We start from the raw sequence: 22762 nt of genomic DNA, 5'->3' as shown, positions 1-22762 counted from the left end.
TAATGTATGAAGCTGAGGGGTACTAATAGACCGAGGGCTTGACCTCTATTCAATTTGTTATTGTGATTTCTCTTTCTCAAATGCAGTCTTCAGGGTTTTGTCAAGTTAAAACTCAGACCTCAAAACTTAATTTTTGACTTTTGACTTTTGACTTTTGACTTCCGCAAGGCTTTCCTGGTGTCTATGGCGCGGTGGAACCACACTGATCCCTTCCCGAACTCAGAGGTGAAACGCTGCTGCGGCGACGATAGTTTGGGGGTAGCCCCACGTGAAAATAGCTCGATGCCAGGTTTATTATTTAACAACAATGCCCCTTCTATTATTTTAGAGGGGGTTTTGTTTTGGTTATTAAGTACCTGAGTAAAATTGGCTCTTCGGTACTTGTTATGCTAAATTATTTTTTTTAAATCCCAAGATCCTTGTTATATAAGGATTTTACATTAATTTATTGGTTATTTTGACAAATTTGGTATCAAAAACAATAAAATCCTTTATTTATATGGGTTGTGGGGTAAATAAACTCATATTTGGCATAACAGGTACGGAAGAACCGTAAAATTAATTGAAGATGAATAAGGTGTCAAGAAAAGGGATGTAACTAGTAGTCTGTCAAATTTATTTTAACGGGTTTTTGGTAGTGCGGGCATCTTGCCCGCGTGAGCGAGACGCTCACACTACAGTCCATCATTTTTATCTTGACAAACTACTAGTTACTGTTCCTTGATTTCGATTATTTGTCTAGTCACAAAAAGCAAAGATAAACTAATAGATAAAATAACCGCAAAGGGAGTGAGATAACTCCAGCGTCCGAACATTTTATCTAAAATATGCCAGGGAAGTATAAACAAACATAGATAGGTTAAATTTTTTTTAAGTTTTCTAACACTTTCGTCATTAGATGTTATGGCTAAAATAGTGAAAATGATAATTGATGATAAGCCTTGAAAGTATTGGAGGCAAGTATTGAAATCTAGGAAATTTAAAGATTTTTGCCAAATCAATAATGCAGCGTGATTCCAAGCAAAACAAAAAGCAGTAACACCTGTGTAACGTCGGTTTTTCATCAAGCTTTTCCAAATATATTGTTGCTTATAAAAATTCGGAAAAAGTGTTTTTATTATAGTAGGAATAATAGTCAGCGAATAATATATTAAAGACAAAACACCGATAATATTTGCATAATCAATATATGGTATCAAAAAAAACACTGTGGCACTGAAGATGTAATTAATAAATACTAACGTGACAAAACCCAAAATGCCATTCATGTTGTTATGAGTTGTTATGAGTTTTTATGAGATAGAGGCTGCATTTCCAGATTCTTTAGATCGGACAATACGGTTTCATTTTTCCACAATTAGTAAGAGATAGCAATCTGTCTTAAGATAGTTGACAAAATTTTTTAGTAAGCTGTTACGCATTTACTTTTTTGCCCGAAAGCCTTACGGCAAGGACTCTAGGCTACGAAATATCAGATTTAGCTGCGTAACAGCTTATGGAATAAGTTTGTATAATTCCATCGTGCAGGATGCCCGCACCACAAGATTTAGCCCGGGTATTTATTCTGCATCTATCGTCAAAACTTGCTCATTTTCGCGTATATATGTGTAATTTGGGTTAATAAACAAAACCCAACAAAATCTTAGAAATGTTGGGTTTCACTTTGTTCTACCCAACCTACAATTATCTTTAACTGCAATCTATCGGTTTTAAGTCAATTTACTGATTTTAACAAAACAAAAAAAGGCAGATTATACAGAGTCTGCAATTTTTATTCAAGATTCCGATTGCAATATTATCAAACTGAGCCAATTTATGGAACAATGATTTTATTCTCCATGACAACAGTTAAAATAGTTGCAAATTTGTATATGATTTTAGTGACCATATATTAGTTTTCAATAATACTAATATATATTTGTTGTTTGCTATTGTCCTCGTCCTGGTTTGCAGTCTGCGAAACCTAATGCTTCGGTATCCAGGAAACTAGCGATTCTCTTTCAGAGACACTACGTGAACGCCATTTCAATAATAGCTTCTACTGGATAGTCACCATCCTTGGTCGTGGTTAATTTAACAAACAAGAAGAACAAGATTCAGGACTATATAACCAGCGATGATAGGTCTTCCGTTTCGCTAATTCCCTACCTTGACGGCCAAGTTTTTCCCGAAGCTGTGAATCTTGACATAACCGATTAAAAGTTTGCAAAACCTCATAACCAGAATCGGGATTTACTAACAGGCCATTTTCTTCATGATGAACTGCATCTAAAACACTACCTAAACGAGAAGCAATTACAGGTTTGCCAAAATAACCAGCTTCTAAATAAACCATACCAAAATTATCTATGGTTTGATCTTCATAATTATCTGAATTTAACATGGCGAAAATATCACAAGCTGCATAATAACCGGCTAAATCCCTTTCTGGCACATACCCTGCAAAATGTACCCGTTGATCAATTCGTAACCTTTCCGCTTGAGATTTTAGCTGGATTTCACAAGATCCTTCACCGCAAATAATGCAATGAACATCCACACCAAAATTTAGCAATACGGGAATATTATCTATTACCCGGTTAAAGTTTTTATATTTAACTAAATTACCCACAGAAAGAATAACTATCGCTGTTTCAGGAATATTATAAATCTGCCGGATACGATTACGTAAATCATCAATATGACTCAAACTAGTGGGATTGCCAAATCTTTCTGACCTCACTACCGGATTTATCACATGAGTGGGTGTATCTAGCCGAAAAGTATTTCTTAAAAAATTGCGAATATAAGAACTATTACAAACAATTCCATCAGCACGATTGAGAGTTAATTTTAATAGCCATCTCCATAACGGATTACTAGTTACACTTAGTAAATCATTACCATGTAAATAGATAAAAAAGCGAATTGGTAAAATATAACTGAGTAACAACAATGCCGGAAAATCATAGCCGTGACACCATTCAATGTAGCGGTAATGATAGCGAAAATATAATTTAATAGCTAATAAAAAAGCAGCAATAATATTAAAACCAGATTGGATTATATTTCCTAGCCAGTGATCACAGCAAGCCGGAAAATTAAACCAACGATAAACAGGAAATTGTTGGGATTTATCAAATTTCTTATCTCCAGCACAACTACCAGCTAAAACAATTACCCGATCTGGATCTTGTAAACAGCGATTATAGACATATTCACCAATTACAGCCTCATCTGGGCGAAATATTCGGGAAATAACGAGGATATCTGGGTAAGCTGTTTTATGTCTAACTTGTGACCCTAGTTGTGATATATTTTCCATAATTAAGCTTGATAAATTAACTGGAATTAGGGTATTATCTTAAATTCAATAAAAAGCTGTTACTTCTGTTCGGTTGTAGCACTACTAAATTCTTGCTGAATTTTGCCGGATATAGAAATAAAGTTTTTAGATATTGCTGATTCAAAAAAATGCAATACCTTTATTAAATTTGTGAGCATTCAGATTCAGTCAAAATAATAACGGATTTTAGAGTTGTCTGAGATTATTTTTATCAAATATTTCTCCTCTATATTCCCGAATTACCAAGTATTATGACTCCTGAACTGTTATTAAAATTATCAAACACCTGACTGACAAAACTACAAATTTTTACCCTATTTTACCGCTGATTATTGTCCGATTTGCCCAGGTTTACTAATGCTAGATAATTTACCTGCATAATTAAAGATAGTCATGATTTATAGCTAATACTGCCAAGAGATTACTCAGAAACTGCTTGGAAAATTGTTAAATCTAACTATTTCCCTTAGAATACCCTAAATACTGGCTATTTTAGTGCCAAATCGCCAGAAAATATTAGTGATCTTGTAATCTGAGTCATAGCATTTACTTGCAAATAATGATTTAATAACCCTGATTATTTCTACCTTTGTTTATTAGGGGTATCAATCATTGCATTTAGCCCAGCTTAAATTTGAATACCTTTAAATGGTAATCGTAGATATATTTGCCACAATAAAGCCTATTTTCAAGGCTAATTTCTTAATCCAACTCAACAATTGATAAATGGCAAGTGTAAAATTTATAATTGTCACTGCACTTACATCACTGATAAAAAGTAAAACCCCCTAAAATATAAGTGCTGAATATTCCATCTCTATCCGGAAAAAATTAGTTAGGAACGCAAATTTAATAACCTGCAATTCTGATGTAACCTGGAATGGTGCGTTACGCTGTCGCTAACACACCCTACTTTTGCACCTTATTTAATTCACATTCCTAAGTGAAATTGCAATGCAATTATCGAACCCTCAATAATTCCTTGTTGGCGGTTTCAATCCCTAATAGGGAGTAAGTGAAATTGCAATCAATTCCTATACCCGCACAAATAGCAGGGTTGTTAAATCCTGTTTCAATCCCTAATAGGGAGTAAGTGAAATTGCAATCTCACATTATAAATAAAGTCACAAGAGTAGCTTTATGGGCTGTTTCAATCCCTAATAGGGAGTAAGTGAAATTGCAATCATTTGAAAGTCAGACGGAGAAGATAAGCAATGAGTTTCAATCCCTAATAGGGAGTAAGTGAAATTGCAATTAGGGGATATATTTGGAGTATGCCATAAAAATATGTTTCAATCCCTAATAGGGAGTAAGTGAAATTGCAATCTAATCACACCCTTGGCGGTGTGGCAATTTGTGGGTTTCAATCCCTAATAGGGAGTAAGTGAAATTGCAATTCTTTAAATTGATTACAAATTTGGCATCGAATAGAGTTTCAATCCCTAATAGGGAGTAAGTGAAATTGCAATCAGGATACACCTCTACTCTGTCCAGGGCGATCGCTCAAGGTTTCAATCCCTAATAGGGAGTAAGTGAAATTGCAATTCAAGATTGTAGATGCAATCACAACCTAGAGGTAGTTTCAATCCCTAATAGGGAGTAAGTGAAATTGCAATTTGAAGGTGTCCGAATGGGCTGACAAGTTTCGGAAACTGTTTCAATCCCTAATAGGGAGTAAGTGAAATTGCAATAATCCACGCTTTGGAACACCACAATTACTATTTGCTGTTTCAATCCCTAATAGGGAGTAAGTGAAATTGCAATAAGTCCCCTCCAACCTCACCAAAGGCACAGGAACTGGTTTCAATCCCTAATAGGGAGTAAGTGAAATTGCAATCTTGGATTAGTCTGATCGTATAACCATCGGATTGACGTTTCAATCCCTAATAGGGAGTAAGTGAAATTGCAATCTAAAACTGTAACCTCTACACCTATCCCTAACAGTGGTTTCAATCCCTAATAGGGAGTAAGTGAAATTGCAATTTTTCTTAAGCTTGCCACATAGCGTGGACGGATTGCAATGGTTTCAATCCCTAATAGGGAGTAAGTGAAATTGCAATAAGTTTTTTGACATCAAATTTCACAATATTTAATAGTTTCAATCCCTAATAGGGAGTAAGTGAAATTGCAATCGCGGGGTGCTGAAAGCCTATATATATGTGGTTTTCAAGGTTCAGTTGCGCGGATGCTTTTATGATAATCCATTTCAAGAAAAGTGTCAAGGAGTAAAATAGCTGAAACTCCTGCTGTGCAAGGTGCGCGGATGGGTGAACTCCATGAACTGCATGAAAAGCTTGTGTAGACATGATTTCAGGCATTTTTTGAGAAATTGAATTTTTTACACCCACCCCCCCGCGCATTAAGCGAAGAAAATCGTCTGATCACGGGGCTGTTCACCACCGATTCTTTCTATTTTACCAAAACAGCAAGCACAAAGAAAGTAAAAGCGAATGCTGTCGGTTTCAGGTTTTATGAGTTTATTGAGACGCGATCGCAATTTAGCATATTGAGTATCAGTTAACTCACATTCAAAAATACTATACTGCACCCATTGTCCATAGGATTTGAGGATACTATGGATTTTAGTCCGGCGTTTATCCTCAGAAATATCGTAAGAAACAACAACATTCATAAATTCTATCTAAATAAATTTTATTTCAAGACCAAAGGGGGATATTTATCAATTGTTCCCATTAAATACTTAGCCAGTAATCTCGCTTGCAATTCAAAAGCCTCTCGATAACTACATTTACGCCCCATTACTGGATGTTTAAACTCCGATATTTTTTTCTTTTCGTACAAAGTTAAAAAAGTTTTACGTCCTTCTGGAGTCAGAGAAACAGCACCACTTAACGGTTCAGTTACAAAATCTGCTGGAGTTAATAATTGCTTATTCAAAATAGATAAAACTACCGCATCTACCACTAAAGGGCGAAACTCTTCCATTAAATCTAAAGCTAAAGAAGGACGATTATAGCGATCGAAATGTAGGTATCCTAAATATGGATCAAAACCGACAATATTCACAGCACTTTGCAGATCATGACGCAATAAAGAATAACCAAAACTTAACAATGAATTTACTGGATCTGTAGGTGGACGACGGACACGCTTAGTAAAAGAAAATTGAGAATTACGAATCAGACTATCAAAACAACCAAAATAAGCAGCACTACCAGAACCTTCTAAACCACGCAAGGAATTGATACTTTCAGTTGAATTAATTGCAGCAATTACCTGTTCAATGCGAGGAATACTTTTAGATAGATCAATATCATTAAATTCACGCTGATAACGCATCAAAGTTTGACGATAATTCTTTAATTTTCCCCTAACAAACCCTTGCACCAGATGAATAGATTGGGGGGTTTCTCCTGCTGCTTGCCATTGTGCCTTGCGAATGAAAATATTACCAGTCATTTCTGGTTCTAACCGTCCCAAATAATGACCAATTTTATTGATAAAAGATAGAGGAATATGACGCTGCATCAATTCATCTACAACAGCCGGTGAAATAGTTGCTCGTCCTAAAACAACTACACCCTCAAGATGAATAAACGGAACATCTTGAAGAATTTTCTTTTCATATTTCACATTAATCCGTTCATCAACCTTACCAATAAAAGCATCATCTTGTACGATGTAAAGAGTACCCATAATTAAATCCTCAAAATAGATAATAGGTGACTAAATAAGATCCCCGACTTCTTTTTTATTTTCTACATAAATTATGAATTGATCTCAGAAGTCGGGGATCTGGGTTAATTTGCTTCTTGATAACGCCCAACTTTATCAGCAACTTGGGGCAAACATCGAGAATAAAGACTACAACCATCACAGCGTTTTGTTTTTACAGCTTTTGGCATAGTACCTGTAAACAGTAAGGTTTGGATAGCTTCAATAGTAGCGATCGTACTACTTCGTAATTCTGGGGTAATTTCTACTAATTTCCGTTGATGAGTTTGAGCATAATAGATATAGCCAGTATTGATATTTTTTCCTGTCATTTCCTCCAAACACAAAGCTTGAGCGCAAACTTGCAATTCATCATTATCCCATTCTCCCCTGCGTCCTCTTTTGTATTCAATAGGGTAAAATCCGCCATTTTCAAACTCAATTAAATCAGATTTACCGATAAGTTTATATTGCTCTGATTTCAAATAAATGGCGCGTATCTGCCAAGTTTCCTCACGATTTTGTTCTCCAACTGTGTGAACTCGTTCATGTAAACTTGTACCTTCAATTGTGTATTGATTATCAATAAATTCCCCTGCACAATGAATCAACCAACAACGGTGAGGACAATAGGAATATTGATTTAAAGAAGCGATATTAACGTAATCATCATCAGAGGTGACAGGTGACAGGTTACAGGTGAAAGTAGGAAGAGAGTTAGTCATTTCGTTTTGAAACATAATTAATTAAAAGTGATAAAAGTTGATAGTGGGAAGAAAGTTAGTTATGGTGTATTTAAGATTTTAGAACGAAGAGAAGTGAGCATTTTACTAATTTCTATAATCAGCGATAATGTGGGATTTGCTTGTTCTGAAGTTAGATAATTTAATCTAACAGCAAGCATTAAAAAAGTTTCTGTTTCCATTAATGAACCCTTAGCTATAGATAAAAAATGTGCAAAATCGTTTTTAGTTGTTCCTCGTGCATGACCTTCGGCAATATTGGCTGGAACAGATGCAGCAGCACGAGTAATTTGTGAAGTAAGACGATAAATTTCTGTATTTGGAAATGCAGATGCTAATTGATATAGGACTCCTATTTGAGTTATGAACTAGTTTTTTTAACGAACCACAGAGGCACAGAGGACACAGAGGTAGGAAAATAAGAGATGTGATACCTACGGCACGCTTCGCGAACACATTTCATTTAGGATTGCTATAGATATTCACTACCATATTCATTGATTTTTGCCACACAATTAAATCTCGATGTGATTCAATCTTCATAACTAACTCCTCTTCCCTTATTTACTTTTGCCTCTAACCTATTAACTCTCCCTCTTACCTTCTTTCCTCTTCCCTGTCACCTGTTCCCTGTCACCTGTCACCTTCTCCTCACCATTCCCATTCCCATTGTTGTTTTTCTGCCAATACCAGCATATAAAGCAAAGTCAGCTAATGCGTTAATTTGTTTAATTGTCGTTGTTTCTGCATTGCCAAGAATGCGATAACTGATTTCACCTAAACAACCAATAAATTTATTGTCATAGTTGCTAATAACTTCAGTATTGATATTAAAAGCACTAGCATAAATTGATTCAAAAGAAATATTAGTTAATTCAATATCGCTATATTTATGCCACCGATTTAGTAGACTATTGAATACAGATTCCCTTGTTGGTAAAACATTATCAAATGCACCTTGACGAAAAGCTACAGGTGTAGAAAAAATGAAATTAAGATTGCGTTCTGTTTCGCTTGCTTGTTGATAAAGTTGGGAATAACTACAAGCATTTGCCCAAGGTTGATTAGATTGGGGTGTACCCTGAATGCTAGTAATATATAGGTTAGCTGAACCTAAATGCCAAGGTTGTTTAGGGTTTATATTTAACCATAAAGGTGTAAGCTGATTAAATAAATTGTCATTTAATAGAGAAATACGCCACCAACAAGAAGTACCAGCAGGAATAGGATTTTGATGGGCATATTGCAAACTATAAGATTGGGTTTTATGTTTGTTTTGTATCTGCAATGGTGAGAGCGTAAAGGCTTTATCGGCGTTTGATTCGTGTAAGTAGTCTCCTAATTTTCTATCAACAGAACTCACTAGGTTAAGAAATAAGGCGTGGTAATGTCTACCTGTGAGGAAATTGGGGTAAATTGGAGATTGGGGGATGATGTTGAGGATGAGACTATGGGGCATAATGTATTAAAAAATAATGTAGATTAAGCAATAAAAACTTCATCATCTGGAAGCCGTAGTTGTTTAAATTTCATAGCCATTGTTAAGATACCTGATAAACCTGCAAAGAATCTATATTCTTTCCCAACATCATTACAAACAATAGTTATAGGATAAGAAGTAATTCCTTGTCTATTTAATTGAAAAATAGCAGCAGCATTTGTGATAGGGCAAATAATTACTCCTGGTAAAAGGTATTTATTTAATGCTTGTATTAAGGGTGTTGGACGAATTGCACCTCCAGCACCGCGAATAATTTGACAATTTTTGAAAGCTGTGAGTTTGTTTAGTTCAGTATTTACAAATTGTTGGCGACTATCATAATATCGTAGTCTAAAATTCAATTGATAAGTTTCATTGGCGCGGTGAGTTAATTCAATATAATCACCATTTTGGATAAATTCGTAATATCGGAGTAGATGAAAAGGATCTAAACGTGTTTCTTCAGATTCATCTAAGAGAAATCCGTGAGGGTCACGAATGGGTAAACTTTCAAATAAACTAGAACGAAAACTAAATAAAGGCGCATAGCTGGTACTGAATATTTCCGCAAATTCTTTTAAGTTCTCCAAAACCTCTTCATCTTCTTTAAATAATTTTTCATATTCTTCTATTGTTGTCCGTCCGGCTTCTAAATCATCCCACTCTTCAGGAGATGTTACTTTGATAAATCTTTTTACAAAAGCCTGACCACCTTTGATATATTTCCAATCTTTTTTAAGTTCTTTGAGAGGTTTTTTAGCAATATTTTCAGCACCTCGTAAAACGTTCATTCTGTAACGATAATCTTTCCAAGTTCTATTTCCACCTAAAACTGATCTTAAAGTTTCAAAAAGTTGAGAAATTAATTCAGCACCTGTTAAATTTTCTAGCAGTTCTTCTAGTTCTAACAAGGGACGGGCAATTTCTAAAAATGCTTCTGAACGCCAATAAGCAGCTAAAAAAGGTTTATCTAAACAGGTAAGATTATCAAGCATCTCTTTTAGTGCTGCACGTCCACCAGCAGTATCAAGAGAAGTTATATCTTGTTCCCAAGCATCAGCAGGTAAATAAGCAATAGCGTCTGAATCAATATTAGTTTCAGATTTACCTAAAACACGCCCCACTCTACCTATTCTCTGCCAAAATGCCGAGCGATCGCGTGCAGAAAAAATCAACCAATCTAAATTTTGTCTTGTTGGTTCAGGAGTTCTTTCAAAGTTAAATCCTACATCTACTGTGCTAGTGGCTAAAATGATTTGACATTGCATAGCCCTATGTCTATCTTTTTTCGGTGCAGGCCCAGTAATGCGTCCTACATAATCACCAAATCCTTGATTTTGGAGTAAATCTGAGAGACGATTAATATTATCAAGTGAGTCAAGAATTACAGCACCATTTTCATGGGGGTTTTCTTGAAAACGTTGAATAACTTCTGCTGCTAATTCTGCTATCCACTTTTCATTTTTATCGGGTTTAGGTCGTAATTCTAAGTTAACTGTTGTTTGTGATGGTACAAGATTATTATTATTTACTTCTCCATCAATTCTAGCTATCCTCACACCAGCTTGTTTTAAATTTTCTAATGCTAATTCACAAGCTGGTTCAGGTGTTGCTGTCAATAATACTACTTTGCGTCCATGCTGGAAAAATTTAAAAACGTGAGAATAAGCAAGATAAAATAACATCCCTACTAGCTGTTTAGCATCATAAAGATGAAATTCATCAAAGATGACTGTAGAGAATTTAGTGTAGAAACCACTAGCAATATTACCTTTATCTAACCTGTTGTATGCAAAGAAAGTTGCATAGTAAAAAATATCAGGGTTAGTTACTAGCAGAATTGGTGTATTAGCACCAACATCACTAAAAACAGTTGCCGGATTTCGCAAAACATTATATAGTTTTTCTCCTGGACGATTGCCAACTTTATCACTAGGCCAACTTTTAATATCTTTAGCTGAAGCTGATTTAACTACATGAGGTAAATTGGCATCTTTAACAAATTTTTGTGCTGCTTCTGTTTGTTGTTCAATTAAAGCATTAGTGGGAGCGATATAAACAGCACTTTTTGTAGGTTGATGTAATAAAACTGTTAATCCGGCTTTAGTTTTTCCCGTTCCAGTTGGTGCTAAATTAAGAATAATATCGGCATCTTTTGATTTTTCAAATACATCAATTTGATGTTGTAGTGGTTTACCACCCATGAAAGATAATTCATCTGGAGATGCACAAGCTGAAATACTCCGATTTTCTAACCTGATAACTAATTTTTGATTACTCATTTCTGTTTTCTCTACCACAATAATGTAAACCTGCGGGTACAATCATTTCGCCAATTTGCCAAGCTGCACCTCGAAAATGAAGATTTTTTAATATCGGTGCAGGAGGTATAGAGATTAAATCAAAAGCAAATACTTCTATTTGTCTTGGTAAATCAGCAACATTTAGATAAAATTGACTTTTATATTCGCCTTCTGGGAGTAAAGTTATAGGAAACTCTTTTAAGACATTCACTTTAACTTTACTAGCGAATTTTCCCACACGAATATAATCTGGTAATTGTTGATTTCCAAATACTAATGTTTGGAATTTATTACCCCTTTCAATCATGCGTAATCTTCCAGTTTGAGGAAAATTACTTGCTCTAAATGAACTAGGTTTTGTACCTTGACGTTGTAATGGTAAATCTTCTCTGGCAGTTGCTACACGATTATTAGTCATGGTGTACCAATAAGCATCAGAAAGAGCGTTAAATCTTTCAAATCTAAATGTAACTCTGCCTATTGGTGAAGCTGGTAAAATGTAGCAGGATTGAGCTATTGCTTGAAAATCTTCTTTGTAGGTTGGTCGTCCTGTAGCCTGACCTTGGAGACGATAGGGGGAATTTACCCAACCTAAAGCATAGGTTAAAGCATAATTCCCAAGTAACCCCTCAGTGTAATAGGTATCAGACAACTCCCTAGAGGCAAAAAAGACTGGTTCAAGACAGTTTAATTCAATAAGTTTTGCCTGTGAAAAAGGAATTGTTGACATAATTTAGTTCTCTACTTCAACTTGAGTATTTTTGTTTTTACCTTTACCTTTACCTTTGTTTTTTTCAGGTGCAACTTGACGGAAAGGTTCATAGGATTGACTTAAACGTTTGAGAAAAGTATCACGTCCTGCTTCTGACCAGTGGGTTTCTACATCAGTAATTAAAGTTGCTAATTCTTCATCAGATAGTTGCACAGAAACCCCTCTTCTGTCTTGCCAATTTGTAATTACTTGCTTGGTTGCTGTGATGACTCTATTAATATTTAAAGGGTGTTCTAAAGGTTCTCCTAAAACATCATAGGTAGCTTGTACAAGTTCCAAGGAGCTAGGTAATTCGGTAATACTGCCAAAAATACCTAATATTTGATTTTCCATTCTTCCTACACGACTGGAAACAGCACCATAACGACTGGTAAAAAGAATATTTCCGATAATGTAGCGCAGTTCATCAGCAGTTACATCTTTGAGTGTGACAACATCTAAAAAATGAACTCCTGGTTTGATGTATTCGCTGGTATTTAAAGCGGTGGAAGGATTACCTTTTTCATCTCGCATTGTGCCGTTTTCGTAGATGGCGTTAATAGTGCGATCGCCTACCACATCAGTAGCGGATAATATACTAAAAGCATCTTCAGTCCAAATACGGCTTTTTTGTGCGCCACCTCCACCAGCAGCAAAACCATAAAGGAAACAATCTACACACATTTCACAAGGTGCATTAGTATTTAAAGAGCAAATAGAGCCATCTTTGACGTTAGTGTATAAAAGTTCGTGCGCTCTTAAATGTTCTCTTCCATAACGTCTTTCTGGTGCTACTTGTTTACGTTTAGTCATCACCAACCGTTGAATAATATTATCATTATTCACACCAGCTTGAACAAATTCATTACACATTGACTCACCAGAACCTTCTGTGCGAAAAATAGTTTCTGAGTGAGTTGTTCTGAGAACAATTAAAGTAATAAACCGACCTTTGGGGAAATTTTCGTAGGTAGTTGCGAGAACAGGGGAAAGCTTTTGAATTGACATGATAAACTCCTAGTTAGTTAATGATTAATTAAACAGTTGTATTTGTTTCATCAGAATCATCTTCTGATTTATTTTTAAGCTGTTTACGTGCTTCTTCAAGAAAGAATAAATAAGCAGCTTCTAAAGTTTTTTGATCAGATAACAACTTTTCTGGACGTGCAGAGTAAACCTTCTCATATAGGTTGCGTAATACATTGTAATAATGCTTAACTTGTTCAAGTTTTTTTACTCCTACATGATATTCACGATTAATGCGGTCTAATCGTATGTAATATTGCTCGGTTAAAGCTGCAAACATTACCTCCAAATCTAAATGAGGTTTTTGATTTTTTACAGCAGTAATAAAAGCTGTGAAAGGTTCTGTTTGAGCAGTACGTTTGAAAGAACTTCCCTTGAGGTTCGCTTCTGCTGCAATTTGAGCAGCTTCTTTTAAATACTTAGTCAAAAGTGAATTTTCATTAGGCATAAGGCTCTCCATTAATGTATTTAAAGGCTGACAAATTCGACTCCAAATAATGCTCAAATTTGGTTCATCTTGTTCTCGTAAAATCCAACGTAACAAAACAAAATAAAGTTCAATTGGTCTATCACAAGTACGAGCCAAATCATATAAACAATCATCAGATTTCTGAATGCTGGCAACAGATATTGCTAGTTCTCCAAGACAACGTAATCTTTCAAGAATTTCTTCTGCACTGAGAGTATTCCTATCTTCCTGAGTCTTTTCATTCTTAAAACGTTCATATTGTCCATTTCTTAGTAAAGGTTGCAGTGCAGCAGGAATACCTTCAACTCTGCCATATACATCATCAAATAAATCTACCTCCATATTGCTGCTTAAAGTAAAAGGAAAACCAATATCTAAAGATAAAGATATTTCTAATCCTAATCTCAGTGATTTGAGTAAAGCTAAAGAAGTATTAACATCTCCCCAAACTAAAGGAATAATCACAGATGTATGAATAAAATCCGGTCGTTTAGGTAATGCTGCACCAACTACCTTATTAGCTTTAAATTCAAGTTTGTGATCTCGATAAAGTTGTAATTGATCAACAGTAACAGTACCCCCTTCAGTATTTGTTGCTGCCAGTTGTTTTAACAGTTCGCGCCAAATTCTTAAAAGTTCAGGAGCAGAACCTTTAGGTAATGATAAATGTAAATAAAGAGGTTCTTGTTTGCTAACTTTAGGAAAATTAGCACCTACTGTCATTAGTTGATAAGCTAACGCAGCAATAGAATCTGCTTGTCTTTTTGGTTCGGCACTAATACCACCTGGTAAACGATTAGAAAAAGCCTGTACTTTTGTGCCAGGAGGCATATTTGCGGAAATTAATTCATCTATTTCACTGGATGTAGCACCTAAAGAACATCTTTGTCTAGGATTAGCTTCTACATAAGCATCTAATTCATTAATTCCAATTAGCTGATTAGCAAAAGGTAAATTTACCATTCTGTGAACTGCTAAAATTATTTCTTCAGATACTTCCATTTCTTCAGAAGTTTCTGTACTGTTATTTCTTAGTTGAAAAGACTCTTTGAGAGATTCGTTAATACCTTCAATGCCATTAATAGCGGCTTTTGCTGCAAATAAAGGTCGTCCATACTGACCATTAAATGGTTCAAGTGCAAGGCGTTGATGTTCAGAAATTCCAGCATGATGAGAGATTTTATCCCAAACTTCTTTAGGATTTAAACCTGCTTCTCGATAACTCAGATAAGCTGCTTTCAAACCTTCAGATATAGCAAATTCTTCTGCATTACTTACAGGCAATAATCCCAGTTCAGCAGCTTTTTCTAGTGCTTCCTCACCAGCATCTTCACCCCATTTAGTTACAGATTCAGCAACTTTATCTGATTTATAACCTGCTTTCTTCTTTTCTAAAAGAGCCTGAATATTGACTAAAACCTCATCAACATTTTGTTGAATAGCCTGATGAGTAACTTTGATACCATCTTTAGTGGCTCTGACAAGTTTTTCAATATTGTTACCAAAAACTTGATCAATTTTACTTTGCCAAACAGTAGCGATTTCTTTGGTTAAATCTACATTTGGTAAATTTCCACCTTCAAAAAGTTCGCTATCTGGAAAAATGGCGATGGGATGAAAGCCATATTTTTGTAAAACTTCTTCACAAGCACCCAGTAACAAGGATGTAATATAACCTTTATCTTCTGATAAACGCACTCGAAAAAGATTACATTTTCTGCCAAAAGCGACTGTTAATTCTGTTTCTATTTTGCGAAATCGTTGTGCATCAGGAATACCTAAATCAAACAAATCAGCAGCAACTAACATTGCAGCCCAACGTTCAATATTTGGGTCTTCTGGTAAAAATCTAGCACCATCACTGACGCTGTGACCTGAATGACGTTCAATCAACTTTCTGACTAATTCTAAGTCATTATCTGTGACTACAAAGCTAAGAACACAAGCTTTTTCAAGTTGTTCTTTTAAAAAGTCTTTATCTCTAGCTAAGGTTTTGACCTTTCGTTCTTGAGGATCTAATTTATTGAGGTCATGAACAGCAGTTGCAGCTAATAATAAAGGTCGTTTATCTTCTGCTACTTCTGCTATGCGGCTAACTGTCAAAATAAACTGACACGCAGAGTCTAAATGTTCTGCAAGAGTTGTACCTGTTCTCACACCATATTGATGATGATGTGCATGGTTTTCATAAAGTTGGGGGCGAATTTCACTGAAATAAATTTCCTCTAAGGATTTAGGAGGACGATTTAAAAGCCGACCGCGTTTAATCATTTTCTTCTTCCAATGTAATTAAATAAGAGTTGATTTGTCTAACATAAAGCGGATATTGCTGTAATGCAAAACTAATTGCCATGAAAACCTGATTCGGATCTATATCATCATATTCATGAACCAAACGATTTCTTAAACCTGATGATGGCGCAATTTGTTTTGCTAGTTCAGGAGTAAGAATTTGATATTTACCTAATTCAATAAAAGCCTCAAAATTAGTGTAAGACTTTCCAGATTTGAGTTTTGACAATATATGATCATTGATGTCTATTGCGGCTTGAGTCATTAATTGCAATAGTCTTTCTACAATTAGTTGTTGACGAAAATCACCTAAAAATTCATCAAGACTCAGAGAATTAAATTCTACTAATGTGTTGTAATATTTGGTAATTAACCTTAGTCTTGATAAAACTATTTCAGAATCTATATTATTCATGCTCCCCACTTATTTAACTCTATTTCAATAATTCGTTGTTGCTCTTTACGAAATTTCTTTAACTCTGATTCAGCTTTTAAGGAATTTAAGCAAAAATCATTAAATTGTCCAGTAAATTTTTCATATAACATAATTCCATCACGCGCTACAAAATGACTAATTAACCAAGAACATTTATTTAGTTCTACAATATCTATAATATCAGGATTAATTTGTAAAACTTCACCAATCACAATTGGCAGTTCAAATAAAACAGCAATATTATTTGCTATGTAATTCTGACGTTTTTCTTCATCATATAAAACTGCAAAATCCCAGTCACTATTAGCTTTAGTTTTACCAGTTGCTCTAGAACCAAATAAAACTAACATTTTTAAGTAAGGTATTTTCTCAGGAATTTGTGAGGATAATTCTTGAAGTTCTGTAATTGTGGGAGTATTGTTTTGCATTTGCTTTAGTCCAGCTATAGGAGTTATTTTCTTCAATAAATTTCTGCATTACTAACTACTATTTTCAAGAAATGGGAGTAGGAGAAACTACCCCCAATATGTTAGAAATTCTTTTTAAGCTATCGCTTTTGACTCAATTACAAGTCTATACTCATGCTGTTGACCTTGAGTACGGCGTTTATTAAACTGATAACCTCTTTTCTTGAGGACGTGCATAGTTGCAGAAAATCGGTGGCTAATTTTTTCGACTAGTTCTTCTGTAGAATGCCAGCAAGAATCTGACATAACTTGAAGCATACGATCTGGAAGATTATCTTTCACAAAAAATTACCTCAATAAGTTTGCGCCGAAATAGCCATATCAGTGCTAACCTATGAGATACCACTCAACATAGGTAAACTGAAACAGCTTTGTTTCGGTTACCTCTAATATAGCAGCAAAAATTTGTCTGTAGTAAAGAAGTGAGTAAAAATCTGGTAAAAAAATTGTTCCATGAAACTTTTAGGATATATACTAAAGAAGCCTTGAGACTAGACCCTAATCCCTATAAGGGATTGAAACTGTAGTAAAGAAGTGATCAAGGCATTAACATAACTCATTAATCCCTATCAGGGCTTGTAAGCTAGAGCTAGACTCTAGCTTTTTTAATATCTTTTTTAAATACCTCATATTGTGTCCGTAACTCGTTGTTAAAATCTATAATGACACCGAAAATAAAAGTTGACAAGAGATATTCGTGTAAAAGTGTCCGTACAAAATGAGTAGAAAAGGTCAGTCTATTACCCTGTCGGTATCAGAACGGGACAAAGCCGAACTAGAAGCGATCGCTCTCGAATTCGGGATGATGTGGGGAGAAGATCCCAATATCTCCAAACTGATCAAAGCGATCGCTCAACATGAATTAATCATTGGCAAAAATCATGACTGGCAGGAATCACGTATCCGCGCATTATACCGTTGCATAGGTGCATTAACAGACATTGGACAAGTGGAACAAGGGCAGATTATCGCCAATTTGTTACTTGAACGCAGTGAATTGTCCATACCAATGCGAAAGGAAATTGAAGGGGTTTTAAACAATTCACTTCCATCTTGGCGGTTACAAGTTGACCACTATATTTTGCGTCAACAACCGTTTCAACTTTCCTATCAAGATGCAACAGAAAGAATATTAAATTATACAGTTCACTATGCTAAGATTACCCCCCATGAAAAACGTCTATATCTTGATTGCTGGTGTGAGGAAACATTAGATAACCATGACATAGAAGCACTACAGCATAACTGGTGTTTTCGTTTAGATAGAATTAACGAAGCAGCTATTACGGAAATTGCTGGTAAATGGCGATCGCAGTTAGATCAAATAGATGTAGAAATGCACCTACTAAACAACTTAGCTTTTGCCTATCAAACTAAACCAGAGGATTCAATAGTTGAATGGATACCAGAAAAATCAAAAGTGAAGCGAGTAATTAGACAAGTATCAAATACATTCTGGTTTATTCGGGAAATCATGCAATATTCCTCCGATTGTATTGTAGTTTCACCGGAGAATGTGCGATCGCGCATTAAAGGAAAACTCATCAATCTATGTCAAAATTATGACTTGACTGCATCACTCACCAGTTAATATCATTACAGGTAATAGCCAAGGATTGAGAAATACCTTACACCACAGCGAAAACGTAGATACGCAATCCAGTATTTAGTAGGGGCGGGATTTCCCCACCCTCAATTGGATTGCATCCGAACAATAACCGCTATAGGTAGTGTGTGGAGATTCCTATTCCTGTTACAATAATCTCTATTAGGGATTGAAACTGCTAGCAAAATCTGGCGTTGCTGATTAAGAGTATGATTTTGTTATGCCTACGGCACGCTGCGCGAACACGCAGAGGCGCTCCAGTCGTAGAGAGTAAGAGACTTCCAAATAAAAAAATGTCCCAAAACTGATGCAGAAATTCTCTCTCTGTGTACTCTGTGCCTCTGTGGTTCGTTTCTTAGGATAATTTATTTCTTGGAAGTCTCTAAGAGTTTGAAATCATTGATTTTTCAATTTCATACCCTAATTCAGCAACGCCCAAAATCTCTATTGGAGATTAAAAACGTAATGTTGAACATCACAAACGCCAAGTTGAGCTTTTCTGGCAATAATGCTCTTAGTGAAAACGAAGCGATGAGAGAAATTGCTTACAGCATGGACTTATTAATTCCTGGATTATACTTATGGCTACCAGGAATACTTATGCGTATTGGTGGTGATGTTCCTGATGATCAACCTTATAAATATCCAGGTAAGATTCACAGCAGAATAGGTATTGCTTTAGTATTGCCAGGGTACAAGATTTTTACATCTTACCAGGGAACTTATGACTCATTTGGAGAGGACTTGAGAAAAGGATTTCATTATTTGTCTGATTTAACCTCCAGATTTTAAAGCATCCACAGCTAAATTTAACTTTAAAACATTGACTCCAGGTTCTCCAAAAATACCAAGAAAACGCCCATCAATATTCTGATTAATTAAACTTTCCAGTTTTTGTTCTTGAACTCCCCTAGCTTTTGCCACTCTAGCAATTTGTGCCTTAGCACCTGCTAAACTAATATGAGGATCAAGACTAGAACCAGAAGTATAAACCAAATCAGCAGTAGGTTTTATACCTGCCGTCTGTAAACCCTGAAAACCATCATTTCCCTTAATCCGTTCTATTAATGCTATATTGCTGGGAGCTAAATTACTAGCGCCAGATATACCTGTCTTTAAAACTCCACTTTCATCCTTCCTTGGATCTGCTGTACTGTAATTAGTGGTACTGGGACGACCATTAAAATAGCGTTCAGAAGTGAAAGGTTGCCCAATTAAATCAGAACCAATAACTTGTTTTTGGCTATTAGTAATTAAACTACCATTAGCTTGATCAGGAAATACAATTTGACCAACAATAATCATGATCAATGGATAAATTAAGCCGCAAATTATCCAAGTGATTAAAGTAGCACGAATAGCCTGGTTAGCATCTCTAGTAAAACTCATTAAAATTTCTCCGGTTGAAACATTACAAAAAACAAATAAATAGACAGACTTAAAATTCCTACTCCTAATAGTCCTAAAGCCCAAGCTTGTGAACGAGAAAAATGTTCAGATGTAGCCGCATAAACCATTGGGGCAATAATTAAATTACTGCATATTCCTAAAAATAAATAAATCGGGAGTTGATGTTTGTGCATAATTTCTGATGTTGGGATATTTCTTTTCGTCGTTAGGCACTTGTTGATCCCCCCTAACCCCCCTTATTAAGGGGGGAACTAGAATCAAAGTCCCCCTTTTTAAGGGGGATTTAGGGGGATCTAAAAGTTCTTGATACATAACTAATAACTTTTCAAACCTCCTCTAGTTTAAAGGCAGAATGACATCAATTAATTTAATGGCAATAAAGGGCGCAATAATACCCCCAACACCATAAATAAAGATATTGCGTTTTAATAATTGATCTGCTGTGAGAGGTAGAAACTTTACGCCCTTGAGTGCTACAGGAATCAGTGCCGGAATAATTAAAGCGTTATAAATTAGAGCCGAAACTATTGCTGATTGAGCGCTTTTTAAGCCCATAATATTTAAAGCACCAATCCCTGCTGCGCCAAAAATAGTGGGAATGATAGCGAAATATTTAGCAATGTCATTAGCAATAGAAAATGTAGTTAATGCCCCACGAGTAATTAGTAACTGTTTACCAATAGTCACCAAATCAATTAATTTGGTAGGATCAGAATCTAAATCCACCATATTAGCAGCTTCCTTTGCCGCTTGTGTTCCCGAATTCATAGCTACACCCACATTTGCTTGAGCTAAAGCTGGTGCATCATTAGTCCCATCTCCCGTCATTGCCACTAATTTACCTTGAGATTGTTCAGCCCGAATGACACTAATTTTATCTTCTGGAGTAGCTTCAGCAATAAAATCATCAACTCCTGCTTCCCTAGCAATAACACTAGCTGTAATGCGATTATCACCAGTGAGCATAATAGTTTTCACCCCCATTCTTCGCAGTTGATCAAATCTTTCTTTAAGACCAGGTTTAACAATATCTTTGAGATAAATCACACCATAAATTTGGTCATTTAAACAAACAGCTAAAGGTGTACCTCCCAATAAAGAAACCTGTTCATAAGCCGCATCTAATTCTGGAGGAGCTTGAGTACCACGAGAACGGACAAAACCTTTAATTGCATCTACCGCACCTTTTCTAATTTCACTACCATCAGCTAAATTAATCCCACTCATACGGGTTTTAGCTGAAAATTCTACACCTTCAGCATGATCAACATCAACATCTATAACTACCTGATATTTTTCTGCTAACTTCACAATTGATCTACCTTCCGGTGTTTCATCAAATAGACTTGCGATTCTGGCAATTCTGGCTACATCTTCAACAGAGTAATTATTCACAGGAATAAATTCATCAGCCATGCGATTGCCTAAAGTAATAGTTCCTGTTTTATCTAAAACTAAAGTATTAATATCACCACAAACTTCTACTGCTCTCCCAGAAGTAGCAATCACATTAAATTGAGCGACTCTATCCATGCCAGCTATACCAATAGCACTCAATAAACCACCAATAGTTGTAGGAATTAAAGCTACTAACAGAGAAATTAGAATGGCAATACTGGCACCATTGCGTAAATTATTCCCTGCATCTTCCCCAAATACCACACTAATAAAATTAGCGATATAACCAGTAAACGGAGGAAGAGTAGAAACCACAATTAAAAATACCTGGGTAAGAACTGCTAACAGCACAGTTAAAGCAATTTCATTAGGTGTTTTACTGCGTTCTGCACCTTCTACCAGAGAAATCATTCTATCAATAAAACCTTGACCGGGATCAGCAGTAATCCGAATTACCAACTCATCAGACAGCAAGCGTGTACCACCTGTAACCGAACTAGCAATATCCGTCCCCGGTTGTTTAAGTACAGGGGCAGATTCTCCCGTAATGGCTGACTCATCAACAGAACCCATACCTTGAGTAACTTCTCCATCAGCCGGAATCATATCACCTGCAATGACTTTCACTAAATCCCCCTTACGTAATTCCGTAGAGTTAGTAGTTTCAATCACCCCATTAGATAAAATTTTCCGAGCCATAGTATCAGAACGGGTAGCTCTGAGAGTATCAGCTTGGGCTTTACCCCTTCCTTCCGCCACAGATTCCGCAAAATTGGCAAACAAAACGGTGGAAAATAAAATCAGAGTAATTATCCCATTTAACAGTCGTTGTTGATTAATATCAGCCTTAACAGTGCCAAATAAATTAGGGTCAAGAGTGACTAAAAAAACCACTATGCGCTGAGGTTCCACCATAAAGCGGTAATAGTGGGTTTTGCTCCCATAGCTATGGCTAAAGGTGATGGTTGGGAGTCTCCTAAACCTTCGAGTCCAGAACCGTTGTTAGCTGCGGCTGAGGTATATTCATACAGCACTTGAGCAAAACCATGAAAACCGGGATTACTGATTCCTGCTAGTTGGTCGGGAAAAGCTAGGGTGATTCCGGCTGGTATCATGATGGCGATGGGATGTACTAAAAGAATCAAAAAACTGGCCAGGACAACTTCGCGTTTTTCGATTTTTCTTCCTAAAAATTCCGGTGTTCTGCCTACCATTAAGCCTGTAGCAAAGACGGTTAATATGAGGTAAGTAAATAAATAAGCTGTTCCTGTTCCTTGTCCGCCCCAAATGATTTGGAGAAACATATTGGCAAAGGTAACAAAACCGCCGTTGGGCATAAATGAATCAATTAAACTATTAATTGCTCCACACATTGTGGCGG

At 35.9% G+C, this 22762-nt stretch carries 20 protein-coding genes, 1 rRNA gene and 1 CRISPR repeat array; of the genes, 3 read left to right on the top strand and 18 right to left on the bottom strand.

Annotated features, from left to right (window positions below; all coding sequences use genetic code 11):
• Positions 1 to 173 precede the first annotated feature (173 nt).
• Positions 174 to 291 (top strand): 5S ribosomal RNA (gene rrf / locus AN486_RS21310).
• Positions 292 to 710: 419 nt separating this feature from the next.
• Here the strand turns inward: rrf and AN486_RS21305 are convergent.
• From AN486_RS21305 to AN486_RS21240, 14 genes are all read right to left on the bottom strand, one after another.
• Positions 711 to 1268, bottom strand: coding sequence for an iron reductase (locus tag AN486_RS21305; RefSeq protein ID WP_290602462.1), 558 nt, complete (start codon positions 1266 to 1268; stop codon positions 711 to 713).
• Between the two features lie 800 nt (positions 1269 to 2068).
• Entirely contained in the window at positions 2069 to 3304 is a 1236-nt protein-coding gene (locus tag AN486_RS21300; RefSeq protein ID WP_053539700.1) for a glycosyltransferase family 4 protein, read from the bottom strand.
• Positions 3305 to 4244: 940 nt separating this feature from the next.
• A CRISPR array of direct repeats spans positions 4245 to 5457; the repeat unit is 37 nt; unit sequence GTTTCAATCCCTAATAGGGAGTAAGTGAAATTGCAAT.
• 227 nt (positions 5458 to 5684) lie between these two features.
• Positions 5685 to 5957: a CRISPR-associated endonuclease Cas2 gene (cas2, locus tag AN486_RS21295; protein WP_053539699.1), complete on the bottom strand. Its 273-nt coding sequence runs from the start codon at positions 5955 to 5957 to the stop codon at positions 5685 to 5687.
• A 20-nt stretch (positions 5958 to 5977) separates the two neighbouring features.
• Entirely contained in the window at positions 5978 to 6982 is a 1005-nt protein-coding gene (gene cas1d / locus AN486_RS21290) for a type I-D CRISPR-associated endonuclease Cas1d (protein WP_168635263.1), read from the bottom strand.
• 104 nt (positions 6983 to 7086) lie between these two features.
• Entirely contained in the window at positions 7087 to 7725 is a 639-nt protein-coding gene (gene cas4 / locus AN486_RS21285) for a CRISPR-associated protein Cas4 (protein WP_290602463.1), read from the bottom strand.
• Between the two features lie 59 nt (positions 7726 to 7784).
• Positions 7785 to 8033, bottom strand: coding sequence for a four helix bundle protein (locus AN486_RS21280; RefSeq protein ID WP_234413414.1), 249 nt, complete (start codon positions 8031 to 8033; stop codon positions 7785 to 7787).
• A gap of 350 nt (positions 8034 to 8383) precedes the next feature.
• The gene (cas6, locus tag AN486_RS21275) at positions 8384 to 9202 is read right to left on the bottom strand and encodes a CRISPR-associated endoribonuclease Cas6 (RefSeq protein WP_290602461.1); all 819 of its coding nucleotides are present in this window, start codon (positions 9200 to 9202) and stop codon (positions 8384 to 8386) included.
• Positions 9203 to 9225: 23 nt separating this feature from the next.
• Positions 9226 to 11505 carry a type I-D CRISPR-associated helicase Cas3' gene (gene cas3, locus AN486_RS21270; RefSeq protein ID WP_053539696.1) on the bottom strand — a complete coding sequence of 760 codons (2280 nt, stop codon included), beginning with the start codon at positions 11503 to 11505 and terminating at the stop codon, positions 9226 to 9228.
• Positions 11498 to 12256: a type I-D CRISPR-associated protein Cas5/Csc1 gene (gene cas5d / locus AN486_RS21265; RefSeq protein WP_053539695.1), complete on the bottom strand. Its 759-nt coding sequence runs from the start codon at positions 12254 to 12256 to the stop codon at positions 11498 to 11500. Before cas5d ends, cas3 begins: the two co-directional genes overlap by 8 nt.
• Positions 12257 to 12259: 3 nt before the next feature.
• Positions 12260 to 13285: a type I-D CRISPR-associated protein Cas7/Csc2 gene (gene cas7d, locus AN486_RS21260; protein WP_053539694.1), complete on the bottom strand. Its 1026-nt coding sequence runs from the start codon at positions 13283 to 13285 to the stop codon at positions 12260 to 12262.
• 28 nt (positions 13286 to 13313) lie between these two features.
• Complete coding sequence (locus AN486_RS21255) at positions 13314 to 16043, bottom strand: CRISPR-associated protein Csc3 (RefSeq protein ID WP_053539693.1); 2730 nt, start codon at positions 16041 to 16043, stop codon at positions 13314 to 13316.
• On the bottom strand, positions 16036 to 16479 hold the full coding sequence (locus AN486_RS21250) for a DUF86 domain-containing protein (RefSeq protein WP_053539692.1): 444 nt from the start codon (positions 16477 to 16479) through the stop codon (positions 16036 to 16038). Before AN486_RS21250 ends, AN486_RS21255 begins: the two co-directional genes overlap by 8 nt.
• Positions 16476 to 16928 (bottom strand): nucleotidyltransferase domain-containing protein, encoded by a 453-nt coding sequence (locus tag AN486_RS21245; protein WP_053539691.1) that lies wholly within the window; start codon positions 16926 to 16928, stop codon positions 16476 to 16478. The genes AN486_RS21250 and AN486_RS21245 overlap by 4 nt, the downstream gene beginning before the upstream one ends.
• Positions 16929 to 17042: 114 nt before the next feature.
• The gene (locus tag AN486_RS21240) at positions 17043 to 17213 is read right to left on the bottom strand and encodes a hypothetical protein (RefSeq protein WP_234413199.1); all 171 of its coding nucleotides are present in this window, start codon (positions 17211 to 17213) and stop codon (positions 17043 to 17045) included.
• A 472-nt stretch (positions 17214 to 17685) separates the two neighbouring features.
• On the opposite strand from AN486_RS21240, the gene AN486_RS21235 reads away from it, so the two are divergent.
• Both AN486_RS21235 and AN486_RS21230 read left to right on the top strand, forming a co-directional pair.
• Positions 17686 to 18558 (top strand): WYL domain-containing protein, encoded by an 873-nt coding sequence (locus tag AN486_RS21235; protein WP_053539689.1) that lies wholly within the window; start codon positions 17686 to 17688, stop codon positions 18556 to 18558.
• 480 nt (positions 18559 to 19038) lie between these two features.
• Positions 19039 to 19365 (top strand): hypothetical protein, encoded by a 327-nt coding sequence (locus AN486_RS21230; protein ID WP_052150108.1) that lies wholly within the window; start codon positions 19039 to 19041, stop codon positions 19363 to 19365.
• Here the strand turns inward: AN486_RS21230 and kdpC are convergent.
• The 4 genes from kdpC to AN486_RS21210 all read right to left on the bottom strand — a co-directional run.
• Positions 19348 to 19962, bottom strand: a complete 615-nt coding sequence (gene kdpC / locus AN486_RS21225) for a K(+)-transporting ATPase subunit C (RefSeq protein ID WP_053539688.1) — start codon at positions 19960 to 19962, stop codon at positions 19348 to 19350. The two genes, AN486_RS21230 and kdpC, sit on opposite strands and share 18 nt — an antisense overlap.
• Positions 19962 to 20156, bottom strand: coding sequence for a potassium-transporting ATPase subunit F (locus tag AN486_RS21220; protein WP_039205087.1), 195 nt, complete (start codon positions 20154 to 20156; stop codon positions 19962 to 19964). Before AN486_RS21220 ends, kdpC begins: the two co-directional genes overlap by 1 nt.
• 163 nt (positions 20157 to 20319) lie before the next feature.
• Complete coding sequence (gene kdpB / locus AN486_RS21215; protein WP_290602460.1) at positions 20320 to 22296, bottom strand: potassium-transporting ATPase subunit KdpB; 1977 nt, start codon at positions 22294 to 22296, stop codon at positions 20320 to 20322.
• Positions 22275 to 22762, bottom strand: a 488-nt coding sequence (locus tag AN486_RS21210) for a potassium-transporting ATPase subunit KdpA (RefSeq protein ID WP_290602459.1), incomplete at its 5' end; no start/stop codon positions are given. The genes kdpB and AN486_RS21210, both read right to left, overlap by 22 nt.

This window comes from Anabaena sp. AL93 (assembly GCF_001672085.1).
GTDB classification, from domain to species: Bacteria; Cyanobacteriota; Cyanobacteriia; order Cyanobacteriales; family Nostocaceae; genus Dolichospermum; species Dolichospermum heterosporum.
The sequence above is the reverse complement of the archived record's forward strand: the minus strand, read 5'-3'. Positions and strand labels throughout refer to the sequence as shown.